The organism is Mycobacterium sp. DL, assembly GCF_039729195.1.
GTDB classification, from domain to species: Bacteria; Actinomycetota; Actinomycetes; order Mycobacteriales; family Mycobacteriaceae; genus Mycobacterium; species Mycobacterium hippocampi_A.
On sequence record NZ_CP155796.1, the window covers coordinates 4,231,404 to 4,245,341 of the forward strand.

The following is a 13,938-nucleotide window of genomic DNA, read 5'->3' on the forward strand; positions in this document are numbered from 1 at the left end:
ACCGATCAGGCAGCCGGGGCAGGAGCCACGACGGTGGTCGTGGGGGTAGGACCAGCAGGTGCAGGCGTGCCCGCACTGTCCTCGGCAATCGGTGTGCCCGAGCTGCCTTCCGGGGCCACCGCGGCGGGGACCGGTGCAGGGCTTGCTTCCGCTGCCGGGCCGGCGCCTTCGGGCAGCGGGGTGCCCGAGCTGCCTTCCGGTAGCGGCGTTCCCGAGCTGCCTTCGGGCAGTGGTGTTCCCGAGCTCCCCGCCGGTGCGGGTGTGGCCGTGGCTGCGGTCGGCGCCGGGGTCGCCGCAGCAGGCTCCGCTCCCGGGGTCGGGGTCGGGGTGGCGGGAGTCGCGGTCTCGGCAGCATCGCTGGAATCCGAGGGGCTGGCATAGACCTGTGCCGGCGACGAGCCGGCGGCGGAATCGGTGGCCGGGGCAGGCGGTGGCTCGACCCAGAGCAGGAGATCGGTTCCCCCGGCGTTGTAGACGACGCTGTCGGGCTGCTCGCCGGTGACGTCGAAATAGATCTTGCCCGTGGTCTTCTCGCCTTGCGGCAGCGTCGACGGATTGACGCCCTGAGGTGTGGCCACACCGAACAGCACACGGTAGGTCTCACCATTGCCGGCCCTGGCGTTCAGGTTGGACACGATGGGTGTCGCCGATCCGGCGATCGCCTCGTCGGTGGCGGTGGCTTCCCACAGTGTGCCCGCGGCCTGGTAGGGGATCGTGTCGGTGCTCGGCTTCAGGCCGGTGACGGTCCAGTGCTGGATGACGTTGCCGTCAACGAGTTCGGCGGGCTGGCCCAGATACTCGACCTCGGTCTCGGCCGATGCCGACGGTGCCGAGACGCCGATGGCGGCTGCAGCGGCGACCGACAGAGCGCCGAGCGCAGGCTTGATCTTCACGTGATTCCTCCCGGATGCGTCAGAGCGAGCAGCGAGGTGTTCCCCCGCGAAAAAATAACAAATGGCTGACAGCCGTCGACCCACTACCTCACGCCGAAGTGCCAGGTGAGCGACGCGACCAGGCAGTCACTTCTCAGACGCGGACGCTGCGCCCGTCCACCCTCACATTTGCCATCGGTGACGGCCACGGTCGACCGGTGGATCCATCTTCGAGTGGGTAGGTGATCGTTCCCGGAACTGGCGTTTGTTGTTGCCAAAATCGGCGATTCAGCACACATATGAGATCGGGCAAGCTCGCTCGATTTCGAGTTAGGTGACCGAAGGATGCCGCTTGACGCGGTCATTTGCCTCGATCCGGGCCTCCCGGCCCTCGGCTCGCCGTACGGAGTGTGACGTAGGGAACAATCGCCATAGTTTTGCTGAATCTGTGTTGCCAGGTGAAAGTGCGAGTGATAGTTTCGCCACAACCAGCAGTTGCAGGATCCTCAGGTCGTCTCGGCAGTCGACAGAACAAAATTTGCGGGGCGCGTGGGGGCGGAACACATCATCTGTGCGAGGAGCCAAGCATGAAGGTCGTTCTCTTTTGTGGCGGATACGGCATGCGGATGCGTACCGCCGAGGGTGACGTCATACCCAAGCCGCTCCAGATGGTGGGGCCGCGGCCGCTGCTGTGGCACGTCATGCAGTACTACGCACACCACGGCCACAAGGAGTTCATCCTCTGCCTCGGGTACGGCGCCGAGAAGATCAAGGACTACTTCCTCAACTACAGCGAGACGCTGTCCAACGACTTCATGCTGACCGGGGGCAAGGTCCACCTGATGGGTTCCGACATCGCCGATTGGACCATCACCTTCGCCGACACGGGTATGGAGTCGCCGATCGGTGAACGCCTGCGGCGGGTGCGCAAGTACCTCGGCTCCGACCCGTATTTCCTCGCCAACTACGCCGACGTACTCACCGATGCTCCTCTCGACGAGATGATCGAGCGCACCATCTCCACCGAGGCGCTCGCGTCCATGCTCGTCGTGCCCCCGCAGTCGTCCTTCCATTGCGTCAACGTTGCATCGACGGGCGAGGTCAAAGAGGTGATGCCGCTGACCGACATCTCCGTCGGGGTCAACGGCGGGTACTTCGTCCTGCACCAGGACGTCATCGATCTGATCCCCGAGAACGGTGACCTGGTCGGCGACGCCTGCGAATCGCTGGCCGGGACAGGCAAGTTGATCGGGCACCGCCATGACGGGTTCTGGAAGCCGGCGGACACCTTCAAGGAACGGGCCGAGCTGGACAGCGACTACAACAACGGAATCCGCCCCTGGGCGCTGTGGGAATCGGACAGGGCGGTGGCGTGAGCGCCTCCGCACCGATGACTCTCGCTCCCTCGACGGTGGCGGTGGTCGGAGCGCACTGCGACGACATCGCGATCGGGGCCGGCGCGACGCTGCTGCAGATGACCCGGCGCAATCCGGCGATGGTGGTGCACGCGTTGGTGATGACCGGTGCGGGCACAGAACGTGAGGTCGAGGAGAAGAACGCCTTCGCCGCGATGTGTGGTGCCGCGGAGGTGCGGTTGACCGTCGCCGACCTGCCCGACGGAAACCTTCCTAGACATTGGGGCGAGGTCAAGGATCACGTGGCCGAGTTCCGGCGATCCTGTGAACCCGACCTGGTGATCGGTCCCCAACGTCACGACGCCCACCAGGATCACCGGATGCTCGCCGAGCTCATGCCCACCGAGTTCCGCGACCACATGTACTGGGGCTACGAGATTCTCAAGTGGGAGTCCGATCTGCCGACCCCCAACGTGTACCGGGCGGTGTCCCCCGAGGTGGCCGAGCTGAAACAGGCGCTGCTGCACAGCAGTTATCCGTCGCAGACGGGGAAGTTCTGGTTCGACGAGGAAGCCTTCCTCGGGTTGATGAGGATCCGCGGGGTGCAGTGCCGCAGCCGCTACGCGGAGGCCTTCGTCGCCGACAAGGTGAATGTCGAGATCTAGAAGGATGACAATGCGCGTATTGATCACCGGGTCGGATGGTTATCTCGGAGCTCTGGTGGCGCCCTACCTCGGTGCCCTCGGTTTCGACGTCGTCGGGCTCGACACCGGCTACTACAAGTCGGGATGGTTGTGCTCCGATCAGCTCGCCGGCGCCGCTCGAAACGGCCGGACACCGGCCACGCTGGTGCGCGACATCCGCGAGGTGGACGTCGAGGATCTGCGTGGCTTCGATGCCGTCGTGCACATGGCCGAGTTGAGCAACGACCCCCTGGGCGAGCTGACCGGTGACGTCACCTACGACATCAACCACCGAGGAAGTGTGCATCTCGCCGAGTGCGCCAAACGTGCCGGGGTGCAACGCTTCGTCTACATGTCGTCGTGCAGCGTCTACGGTGCGGCCGACGGTACGGTGAGCGAAGCGAGCCCGCTGAACCCGCTGACGGCGTACGCGAGGTGCAAGGTGATGGTCGAGCGCGACCTGAGCGCGATGGCCGACGACAGCTTCTCGCCGACGTTTCTTCGCAACGCGACCGCGTTCGGCGCGTCCCCGCGCATGCGCTTCGACATCGTGCTGAACAATCTGTGCGGCCTGGCATGGGTCGAGCGCAGGATCGCGATGACCAGTGACGGCACCCCCTGGAGGCCACTCGTGCACGGGTTGGATATCGCGCAGGCCATCCGGTGCGCCCTGGACGCCGGGCGCGACACGGTGCACGGGCTGGTCGTCAACGTGGGCAGTGACGAGAACAACGTGACGGTACGGGACATCGCGTCGGTCGTCGGTGCCGAATTCCCGGACTGCGCGGTGACTTTCGGACCACCCAGCGCCGACCAGCGCAGCTACCGCGTCGACTTCTCACGCATCCACAGCACGTTCCCGCAGTTCAGTGCGCAATGGGGGGTAGCGGCCGGAGCGGCTCAGCTGCATCGGGTGTTCGAAGCCATCGCGCTGACCGGTGAGACGTTCTACGGGCGCGGTCATACGCGGCTGAAGCAGATCGAGCATCTGATCGACACCGGACAACTCGACAGCCGGCTGTTCTGGGCCGACCCGGTGCTCACTTCGGTAGGAGTGTGACCCGATGATGCAGTGCCGACTCTGTGGCGCACACCGGTTACGCAGCGTGCTGGACCTCGGTGCGACTCCACCCTGCGAGAAGTTCCTCACCCGAGAAGAACTCGACGAGCCGGAAGCGACCTTCCCGCTTCACCTTCGGCTGTGCGAGGACTGCCTGCTGCTGCAGATCCCGGCGCTGATCACCCCGGAAGACACATTCACCGAGTACGCGTACTACTCGTCGTTCTCCGACAGTTGGGTGCAGCACGCCAAGACGTTCGTCGGCGACGCGACGCAGCGGCTTGAACTGGGGCCTGACTCGCTGGTGATCGAGGTCGCCAGCAACGACGGGTACCTGCTGCAGCATGTGGTCGCGGCGGGAATCCCGTGCCTGGGCATCGAACCGTCGGTGAATGTCGGCGAGGCAGCCCGCGAACGCGGCGTGCCGACCGAGACGGCGTTCCTCGACGAGGCGCTGGCAGCCCGGGTGAGGGCCGAGCGCGGACCCGCAGACCTCGTCATCGCCAACAACGTCTACGCGCACATCCCGGATCTGCTGGGATTCACCGCGGCGCTGCGAACGCTCGTCGCCGACACCGGTTGGCTCAGCATCGAAGTGCATCACGCCCTCGAACTCGTGAGCAACGGCCAGTTCGACACCATCTACCACGAGCACTTCCAGTACTACACAGTGCTTTCCGCGATGCGGGCACTTGCCACAGCGGATCTGGCTGTCGTCGACGTCGACCTGATCCCCACACACGGTGGCTCGATCCGGTTGTGGGCGCGTCCTGCGACGGTGGCCGGTCCGCAGAGCCAACGGGTTCGTGATGCGCTTGCCGCGGAGGCGCTAGCCGGTCTGCACGAGGTCGATGGCTACCTGCAGCTGAAAGAACGCACCGAAACGATCCGCCACGAGTTGCTGAGGTTCCTGCTCGAATGCCGCGCCGACGGCAAGCGGGTCGTCGGCTACGGGGCCCCGGGTAAGGGCAACACCCTGCTGAACTACGCCGGTATCCGCTCCGATCTCATCGAGTACATCGTCGACCGGAATCCCTACAAACACGGCAGGTTCACCCCGGGTACCCGGATTCCGATCCACGATCCCGCGGTCCTCGCCGGGGACCGCCCCGATGTCGTGCTTGCGTTGCCGTGGAACCTCGAGCAGGAGCTGACCGAGCAGCTCGGCTACATCACCGAGTGGGGTGGGCAGCTGTATTTCCCGCTCCCCGAAATGCACCTGGCCAGTCGGTGACACACCCGCACGGTGCTCAGTCGAGCCGATCCAGAAGTTCCCGCCAGCTCCCTGCACCGGCATCGCGTGCCGAGATGTTCGACACCTGCTGCGGCCAGGCGATGGCGAGGTCGGCGTCGTGAGGATTGACGGCGATGTCCTCGGCGCTGTCGTGTGGACGGTCGATCCGGTAGCAGACGTCGGCGAGTGGGGTCAGCGCCTGGAAGCCGTGCAGGAATCCGGGCGGGATGTACAGATGCCGAAAAGCACTGTCGTCCAAAAGGAAAGCCTCCTGCATCCCGAAAGTCGGCGATTGCCTTCGGATGTCGACCAGTACGTCGTGAACCGCCCCGCGTGCGCACCGGACGAGTTTGGCTTCACCGCGGCCCGATCTGCCGTGCATGCCTCGCAGCACCCCCTGAGCCGAGCGCGATTGGGAGTCCTGCACAAAAGTCGCCGATTTACCGGCACCCACATGCTCGTCGAACACCTGCGCGTCGAAGGTCCGCGTGAAGAAGCCGCGGTCGTCGCGGTGGGGTTCGTTGACGAGCAGCAGTACATCGGCGAGGCGTGTCGTCTCGATCCGCACCGGGTGATTGTGGCATGAATCGCTGCCGCGGATGCGGGTCTTCACAGCTGAGGTGTGTGCTCGATCTGGGTCGGGTCGCCGCGGCGGACTATTTTCCGCCGGCGGAATCACCTGTGACGGAATCCGAGTCATCGCACGGACTTCGAATGGACTTGTGCGCCCAGTGCGCCTTGGCGCAGCTTGCCGACGACGACACACAGGCCGACGAACCGCGCGGCATCGAGCCCTTGGCACTCAGGGAGCAAGCCGCTGACGCGGTGGACAGGGTGGCGCGCGACGGGTGGCTGCGAGGTGCCACGGTGCGCGAATTCGGCAGCCCGCACGGCGGCAGTTGGCTGCCGCTGCTCGCCGAACGCGGCTTCGACGCCGCCGACACCGCCGATGTCGTTCTCGACTGCTTCGGGATCATGCACGACCCTGATCAGCTGAACGCGTTTCACCGGCGCTGCGCGGCGACCGCGCCGGGCGGGGTACTGCTGCTGCAGTTCCATTCGCTGCTCACCATCGTCGAACAGGATCAGTGGAACTCTCTGCGCCACGGCCACTTTGCCTACTACTCGCTGACCGCGCTGCGCAGGCTGCTCGCCGGTGTCGGGATGAGTATCGCCGCGTCGTGGGAGTTCGACCTGTACGGCGGCACCGTTCTGGTCGCCGCCGTGCACGGCGAGTGCACGCCGGACACGCACACGTCGTCGATCCTGGACCGCGAGCGACGCTTCGGGATCGCCGAACCCGCAGTGGTCGGGCGACTTCAGGGGGCTGCCCTGGCTCAGGCCGGCGCTCTTCGTGACTGGCTCGAGTCGGCACACGAGGCAGGCAGGGCGGTGTACGCCTACGGGGCATCGTCGCGTGCGGTGGCGCTGTTCTGCCTGGCGGGCGTGGACAGCCGGTTGGTGCGGGCAGTCGCAGACGCGTCACCGGCCAAACAGGGGCGTCGCATGCCGGGGACCGACGTCGAGATCGTCTCTCCCGAAGCGCTCGTGGCGGCCTCGCCCGACGACGTCCTGCTCACTCTGCCTGATCTCCTCGGCGAGGTTTCCCAGCGCTATCCCGATCTCGACGGCCGGTGGCGCATCGACTGCCCTACCGTGGCTGCAGCCGGCGTGGGTGAGCCGACCGCCTGATCGCCGGGGCCACCGGCGCGCCCTCGAGAAGCCCGTCGACGGAGCGTGCGTCGAGCGCCCGGCGGTAGACGTGCAGCGCCCGGGTCACGGAGTCGATGGTCTGGTCGATGTCGGCCGGCGTGTGCGCCGCCGAGGTGACGAAGGACTGTCCGAGGACGCCGCCCCTCAGCATCTCCTGGATGAACAACGTCCGGAACGACTGTGACGGCTGGCCGTCGGCGTCGCGCGTGATGTAGATCAGGCATGAGGGCCGGCCCGTCACCTCGAAGAAGTCGTCGATCCCGAGTGCCCGGGCCGCGTCGTTCACCCCGGTGGCGAGCTGTCGGCCGGCTTCCTCCATCGCAGCGATGGGGTCGAATTCCCGGTAGGCGGCCACCACGGCGCGGAAGGCCGCCAGACCCGTCGATTCGGCACCGTGGGTGGTCGACAGCAGGAACACCCGGTCCCGGTCGGTGTTCAGACCACCCAGCTCCATCAGTTCCCGTCGTCCGGCGAGCGCCGAGATCGGAAAGCCGTTGCCGATGGCCTTGCCCCAGCACGACAGGTCGGGGGCGACGCCGTAGAGCGTCTGCGCGCCGTGGACCGACCATCGGAATCCGGTGATGATCTCGTCGAAGACCAACACCGCGCCGTGGCGGTCGCACAGCTCCCGAACGCCCTCGAGGAACCCGGGTTCCGGCTCGGCCATCGCGGTGGCCGCCTCGAGGATCACCGCAGCGATCGACCCCGGATGCCCGGCGAACAGCGAGCGAAGAGACGCCAGGTCGTTGTAGTGAAACCGCAGCGCCTGCTCGGTCGCCGACGCCGGAATGCCGGCGGACATCTCGGTGGTCCCCATGAACCAGTCGTCGGTCGAGAAGAACGGGTGGTGGCAGATGGCGACCTTGTCTCGGCCCGTCGCTGCGCGTGCCAGTCGAATCGCCGCCGTCGTCGCATCCGAACCGTTCTTGGCGAACTTGACCATGTCGGCTCCCGGCACGAGTTCGAGAAAGTCCTCGGCCGCATGGAGTTCCAACTCCGTCGGGCGGGTGAAGTTGACGCCCTCGGCGATCGCCGCGCAGACCGCGTCCACCACCGGGCGGTATCCGTGCCCGAGCACCACGGATCGCAGACCCATGCCGTACTCGACGTACTCGTTGCCGTCGGCATCCCACACCCGTGCGCCATCACCGCGGACCAGAACCGGGGCCATGTCGACCGGGTACTGGTCAGCTCCCCTGGCGTAGGTGTGCGCGCCGCCCGGCACCGCCCGGTGCAGACGAGCCTGAAGCTGGCCCGAGCGCGTGAAGGAGCGCACGGTCGGACTCAGCTGCACCGACGTGTCGTGAACCATCACGGCCCCCAATTCTCATAGCCACACATTCTTCAGCGATGTAAGAAGTCGATGAAAGCCCATGTAAATGGGTTGATGGCAAACTTACCCTAATTCGCTTTTCGTAGCACGATGGGGAGATTTTGGGCCGTTTCTTGCCTCTTGCCGGAAGGCGACAGTAGGACGAACGTGAGAGGAGGCGGTTTCGCGAAATGTGGGACAAGCGGAGGGTAGGCGTCCTAAGTTGCTGGGTGCTGATCTGCCATCAGCCTCGGTAGTTGAGTGGGAGGGCTACCTAGTAAAACCACCTTGGGGGTACCTGTGGCTCGACATTCCCGGACGACAACACGTTCGACAAAAATTCGCACCTACCTGGCGGCTGGAGTGACAGCAGGCGTCACCAGCGCCGCCATGGCGGGCATCGGCACACTGATGCTCACCGAGACCGACACGCCTGCTCAGCCGACCTCGCTCGAGATGCAGCTGGTCAATGACGAAGAGGAGTACACCCTTTGGGGTATGGCGGTTTCCGGGTCCGACCGGTCCGGTGCCACGATGGAGGCGTCAGCATTGCGGCCGATGATCGGCAATGGCGGCTGGCTGATCGGCAACGGTCTCGACGCTGCAGCCGACTGCAACGGCGACGCCTGCAACGGTGGGAACGGTGGATTCCTTGGCGGCAGCGGTGGTGACGGCGCCAACGGCGGGAGCGGCGGAAACGCCGGAGCGTGGTTCGGCAACGGCGGTAACGGCTCTGACGGCGCCGACGCGGTTTACGTGGACGGCGTCCGGGTGTCTGCGGCCGCCAACGGCGGCCACGGCGGCGACGGCTCCCTCTTCGGTGTGGGCGGCTTCGGCGGCAACGGCGGCGACGACGTCAATGAACTCAACGTGGTCGACGATCCGGAGACGGAGGACATCGACGAGTCCAATGAGAACAACGCCCGTGGCGGCGCCGGCGGAAGCGGCGGCGAGGGCGGCAACTGGGTGGGTGACGGTGGCCGCGGCGGTGACGGCGGCGACGCGTACTCGGAGAACGGCACTGCCCTCGGAGGCGCCGGCGGCGCCGGTGGCGCGGCCGGGTTCGGCACCGGTGGCGACGGCGGTGACGGCGGTGAGGGCGAGGCGTACGCCGACGGCGAATCCGCGATCGGCGGCGCGGGTGGCGACGGCGGTGAGGGCTCGTTCTACGGCGCCGTCGGTGGTAACGGCGGCGAGGGCGGATTCGGTGACGCCTGGGAGGGTGCCGACGGCGTCGGCGGTGACGGCGGCGACGGTGGTGACGCGCCGGTCGGGCAGGCCGGTGACGGCGGCGACGGTGGCGACACCACCACCGGGGACGGTGACGCTACCGGCGGTGACGGCGGTGACGGCGGTTCGGCCGAAACTGGCGGCAATGGCGGTGACGGTGGCGACGGCGGTCTGGCCGACGGGTACGACGAAGGCACCGGTGGTGATGGTGGTGACGGCGGCGACGGCGGCTTCTTCGGTGGTGCCGGAGGTGACGGTGGTGACGGCGGCGACGGACTCTCCGTTGAACCAGACGGCGCGACTGCCGGTTTCGGTGGCTCGGGTGGCCCGGGCGGATTCCTGGGCAAGCGTGGCGAGGACGGCGACGACGGGACCGCGACCGACGACAGTGAGTCTGACTCTGACAGCGAGTCCGCCGGCGACTAGTCGCATCTTCTGACCGGCCGGGTGTGGGCGTCGAAATTGACGCCCGCACCCGGTCGTCGTGGTGCCCTCAATATCCTTGTTGCTCAGCGATTTTCGCGCATGCCTGACAGTCGGTGGATGGACGGGGGGTTATAGTCGGCCCATGTCCGACAACACACCAGGCTGGCTCGCCCCGGCCGCGCTCGTCATCGCTGTCGTCGCCGTCGCTCTTGCAGCGTGGGGGCTGATGCGGTCGCCGTCCACGGGAGAGGTCTCCGCAGTCAGCGACGAGCAGACCGCCGAGGCCAAGACGCAGGTCTGTGAGGCGTTCGAGATGGTGCGCAATGCGGTGTCCCTGCAGACCAACGCCGATCTCGGCACGGATCGGGTGGCAACCCAGGCGGTCGCCGCCAACGCCCGGCTGGCCACCCTGGGCGGCGGCCAGTTCCTGCTGTCCCGCCTCGACGACGCGGTGTCCACCGAACTGGCCGACGCGGTGCGCTCGTTTGCGAACAACCTCGAGTACATCGGGATGGGCCAACTCGCGGGTGCACCCGGTGACGACCCCGCCCAGCAGACCCGCCTCAACGACGCCCAGACCAGCGCGACCCGCATCGGGGAACTCTGCGCGTGACTTGAAGACCGGTGGACGACCGCCCCTCGGCACCGTTGGCTTGCCGACGGGTGATGTGGCCGCCGCAGTCGTGAGGTGCGGCGCACACCGTCAACGGTCGACGCTCGAAAGTCGAACCCGCTCCGGCCTCGGAACCGGGACCTTTCGGAGTCGACCTCCGCATGGTAACCACGCCGATGCTGGAGGTCCACGGCAACAGCCGGTCAGCCGCGCCGTTCACCAGCGGTCGCCGAGTCTCATCTAGCTCCGGCACTCGGAGAGGGCCTGATTCTTCGCGATGCTGGAACTAGGCCGATCGAACGAGGGTGCGCGTCGCGTCGAAAACGTCCGCACATAGCGAAGAACCAGGTTCACAGCCTGTCGAGTAGTTCAGAGACGGCGGTCGCACCCCAGCGGCATCTACCTGTTTTGGGAATCCACCTCGACAGGAATGGCCGAAGGACTAGACCGCGGTTCAGGCGAAGTTGGCTCCGATGGCCCATATACGGGCACGCCACGGCAACCGATAGTGATTCGTGTAAAGCGAGTTCGCTCAAATTCATCCCGGGGGGCCAGTAGTGGACACATCGACTACGGCACACTCGTTGAGAAAACGGGATGGTACGTGATGTGCGGAATCATCGCGTGCCGAACCCATGCACCCGCGGTCGACTACTTGCTCGCCGCGCTACGGCGGCTCGAATACCGCGGCTACGACTCGGTCGGAGTGGCGGTTCGCACGGACTGTGGTGGTGTCGCGCGCCTCCGCACGGTTGGACGTATCGGTTCACTCGATCAACTGGTCGGCGGTTGGTCTGGACCGACGCTCGACGGGTTGGGAATCGGACACACCAGGTGGGCCACCCACGGTTCGGTCACCGAAGCCAATGCGCATCCGCACATCGATTGCACCGGTCGGATTGCACTGGTGCACAACGGAATAATCGAGAACGCTGAGCAGATACGGCAGTCGTTGGAAGCTGCGGGGCATCAGTTCGCCTCATCCGTCGACAGTGAGGTGCTGTGTCACCTGATCGAAGATCAGCGGAAAGTCACCGGAGATCTCCTCGCCGCGACAGAGGCCGCGCTCGCCGAAGTCGTCGGCTCCTGGGCGATAGCGGTTATCGAAGAGGGCACCGGCCGCTTGGTCGTCGCTGCCAACCGCTCGCCGCTGCTCGTCGCGCACACCAGCCATGGCGATTTCGCGACGAGCGACATCGCTGCCATCGCCGAATGGGTAGATGAGTTCCGGGTGCTTCAGGACGGTGATGTGTTGGAGCTCAACGGTGTCGGCGAACACCGCAGTCTCGGCGATCACGCAGCTGCCCCCGTGATGGCCAGGTGCGCCTGGCGTGGCGTCGACACCGATCTCAACGGCTATGTCGACTATATGGCCAAGGAGATCGACGAACAGCCGGCTGCCGCTGCACGAGTCCTGGACGATATCGGCGGCAAGGTGGTAAACGCTACGCTGTGGACGGAGTGCGGCCTTCCGCCGTTCGAACGGCTTCAGATCCTGGGTTGCGGCACATCCCTGAACGCGGGGTATGTGATCGCCAATCTTGCTCGACGCCTCGGCGGTGTGGCTGTCACGCTCACGGTGGCGAGCGAGGCCGCAGATGAGATCGTTGAGCCTGGCACGTTGTGTCTGGCGATCAGCCAGTCCGGTGAAACCGCAGACGTGTTGCGAGCTCTCGAGGGCCGGCGCAGCGACGGTCCGGTGCTTGCGCTCACCAACAACCCGTACTCGACCCTGGCACGTCGTGCCGATGCGTTTATCAGCTGTGCCGCTGGTCCGGAGATTGGCGTCGCGGCGACCAAGACGTTCGTATGTCAGGTCATCGCCGGCGCAGCGCTCACGATGTCGGCCCTCGTGGCGACCAAACGATTGTCCGCGATCGATGCCTCGGAATTGATGGGCGAGCTGAATCAGCTGCCGGAGCAGCTCAGCGCCGCCGGTACGGCCGCGAGGTGTCTGGTGCCACCGATCGCCGAGGAGTTGGCCGAAGCTAGCGGCTTCTTGTTCATCGCGCGCGGATCGGGTCTGCCCTACGCGGCGGAAGGTGCGCTCAAGCTGAAGGAACTGACGTATCGGTGGGCCGAGCACTACCCCGCGGGTGAACTCAAGCACGGACCACTTGCGTTGGTCGCAGAGGGAACTCCGGTGATCGTCATCGACAACGGTGACCCCAAGCTCGCCGCGAACGTCGCAGAAGTTTCCGCCAGGGGCGGTCGCATCGTTGGGATCGGTCCGTCCGGCAGTGCGATTCCGCTGCGGCGGAGGTCAATCGGCCCTTGGGGCCCCGTCGACAGCGTGATTCCGACGCAGATCCTCGCCCGCACGCTGGCGCTGGCTCGCGGCAATGACGTCGACAAGCCGAGAAACCTGGCCAAGTCAGTGACTGTGGAGTGATCGGATGAGCCGACGGGACAGTGCATCATGAGGTTCTTGGTTACCGGCGCTGCCGGTTTCATCGGATCGAATCTGATCGACGGACTGCTCGTCGACGGTCACCAGGTGATCGGGGTGGACAACCTCAGCACCGGCGTGCTCGCGAATCTTTCCCAGGCATTCAGGTCCAATGCACTTTGGCCAGGGCGATTTACATTCCTGCACAACGATATTCAGGCGCCGGACTTTCTCGGGATCGTGGTGGGGTGCAATCCCGACGTAGTCATTCACCTCGCGGCCCACGTCGATCCCCAGACGTCTATCGAGGACCCGTACTTCGATGCCCGCAGCAATGTCTTGGGCACCCTGAATGTGTGCGAAGCGAGCCGGCGTGCGGGCATCCGCAGGATGGTCTATGCCGGGGTCCACCTGCCGAATCACGACACGGTGGCCCATGGCCCGGACGACGTTCCCAGAACGTTGAATCCGCTTTCACCGTACCTCGTAGCGAAGCTGGCGGGCGAGATGTACATGCGCGCCTACGCCGAGATGTACGGTCTGGAATCCATCTGTCTGGCACTGCCCAGCGTCTACGGCCCCCGCCAGAATCCGCACGGACCCGGCGGTGTGATCGCTCGCTTCGGCGCTTCGATCCTTACCGGACAACCGATGACCGTCGACCGCAATTACTTCATCACAGATGATTTCGTCTACATCGATGACGTCGTCGAGGCATTCGTGCGCGCAGCGAAAGTCACGGTCGCCACCACAGGGAGCTATGTCATCGGCACCGGGAAGCATACTGCAGTCACCGATGTACTGGCAGTGATGTCCGCCGCGTTGGACGTTCTGGTGCAGCCAGACCTCGCCTCGGTGCGCGAAACCGAGACGCTGTGCAGCGCGGGTGTGACTGCGGCCGGCCGGGAACTCGGCTGGAAACCGAAGTTCGGCCTGCCCGAGGGCATCAGGCGCACAGTTCTGTGGCTGCGGACGACGCTCGAGCCCGAGCCCGAGCCGACCGCACTCATCGGTGCCTGATGGAGAATCAGATGTTGTCTCGAATGGACGC

General features: G+C 65.8%; 12 protein-coding genes. 9 read left to right on the top strand and 3 right to left on the bottom strand.

Translation table 11 applies throughout. From position 1 onward, the window contains the following. Positions 1-5: 5 nt before the first annotated feature. Positions 6-893, bottom strand: a complete 888-nt coding sequence (locus tag ABDC78_RS20225) for an MPT63 family protein (RefSeq protein ID WP_178361642.1) — start codon at positions 891-893, stop codon at positions 6-8. Between the two features lie 566 nt (positions 894-1,459). Here ABDC78_RS20225 and ABDC78_RS20230 point away from each other — a divergent pair. The 4 genes from ABDC78_RS20230 to ABDC78_RS20245 are packed head-to-tail and all read left to right on the top strand — an operon-like array spanning position 1,460 to position 5,204. Beyond that, on the top strand, positions 1,460-2,248 hold the full coding sequence (locus tag ABDC78_RS20230; RefSeq protein ID WP_178361643.1) for a glucose-1-phosphate cytidylyltransferase: 789 nt from the start codon (positions 1,460-1,462) through the stop codon (positions 2,246-2,248). Positions 2,249-2,262: 14 nt separating this feature from the next. Continuing rightward, on the top strand, positions 2,263-2,892 hold the full coding sequence (locus ABDC78_RS20235; RefSeq protein WP_178361945.1) for a PIG-L family deacetylase: 630 nt from the start codon (positions 2,263-2,265) through the stop codon (positions 2,890-2,892). 10 nt (positions 2,893-2,902) lie between these two features. Next, positions 2,903-3,970: an SDR family oxidoreductase gene (locus tag ABDC78_RS20240; protein WP_178361644.1), complete on the top strand. Its 1,068-nt coding sequence runs from the start codon at positions 2,903-2,905 to the stop codon at positions 3,968-3,970. Positions 3,971-3,977: 7 nt separating this feature from the next. Then, on the top strand, positions 3,978-5,204 hold the full coding sequence (locus tag ABDC78_RS20245; RefSeq protein ID WP_178361946.1) for a class I SAM-dependent methyltransferase: 1,227 nt from the start codon (positions 3,978-3,980) through the stop codon (positions 5,202-5,204). Between the two features lie 16 nt (positions 5,205-5,220). Here the strand turns inward: ABDC78_RS20245 and rfbC are convergent, their stop codons facing one another. Then, the gene (rfbC, locus tag ABDC78_RS20250) at positions 5,221-5,772 is read right to left on the bottom strand and encodes a dTDP-4-dehydrorhamnose 3,5-epimerase (RefSeq protein WP_178361645.1); all 552 of its coding nucleotides are present in this window, start codon (positions 5,770-5,772) and stop codon (positions 5,221-5,223) included. 14 nt (positions 5,773-5,786) lie between these two features. Here rfbC and ABDC78_RS20255 point away from each other — a divergent pair, with 14 nt between their 5' ends. Beyond that, the gene (locus tag ABDC78_RS20255; RefSeq protein WP_178361646.1) at positions 5,787-6,896 is read left to right on the top strand and encodes a transferase; all 1,110 of its coding nucleotides are present in this window, start codon (positions 5,787-5,789) and stop codon (positions 6,894-6,896) included. On the opposite strand, the gene ABDC78_RS20260 is transcribed toward ABDC78_RS20255, so the two are convergent. Continuing rightward, positions 6,856-8,229 (bottom strand): glutamate-1-semialdehyde 2,1-aminomutase, encoded by a 1,374-nt coding sequence (locus tag ABDC78_RS20260; RefSeq protein WP_178361947.1) that lies wholly within the window; start codon positions 8,227-8,229, stop codon positions 6,856-6,858. The genes ABDC78_RS20255 and ABDC78_RS20260 overlap by 41 nt on opposite strands. Before the next feature lie 363 nt (positions 8,230-8,592). Here ABDC78_RS20260 and ABDC78_RS20265 point away from each other — a divergent pair, with 363 nt between their 5' ends. The 4 genes from ABDC78_RS20265 (at position 8,593) to ABDC78_RS20280 (ending at position 13,907) form a co-directional block, all read left to right on the top strand. After that, on the top strand, positions 8,593-9,885 hold the full coding sequence (locus ABDC78_RS20265; RefSeq protein WP_347133168.1) for a hypothetical protein: 1,293 nt from the start codon (positions 8,593-8,595) through the stop codon (positions 9,883-9,885). A gap of 142 nt (positions 9,886-10,027) precedes the next feature. Further along, entirely contained in the window at positions 10,028-10,498 is a 471-nt protein-coding gene (locus ABDC78_RS20270) for a hypothetical protein (protein ID WP_178361648.1), read from the top strand. A 607-nt stretch (positions 10,499-11,105) separates the two neighbouring features. Then, positions 11,106-12,890 carry a glutamine--fructose-6-phosphate transaminase (isomerizing) gene (gene glmS, locus ABDC78_RS20275; RefSeq protein ID WP_178361649.1) on the top strand — a complete coding sequence of 595 codons (1,785 nt, stop codon included), beginning with the start codon at positions 11,106-11,108 and terminating at the stop codon, positions 12,888-12,890. Positions 12,891-12,917: 27 nt separating this feature from the next. Beyond that, positions 12,918-13,907, top strand: a complete 990-nt coding sequence (locus ABDC78_RS20280) for an NAD-dependent epimerase/dehydratase family protein (protein ID WP_178361650.1) — start codon at positions 12,918-12,920, stop codon at positions 13,905-13,907. Positions 13,908-13,938: the final 31 nt, after the last annotated feature.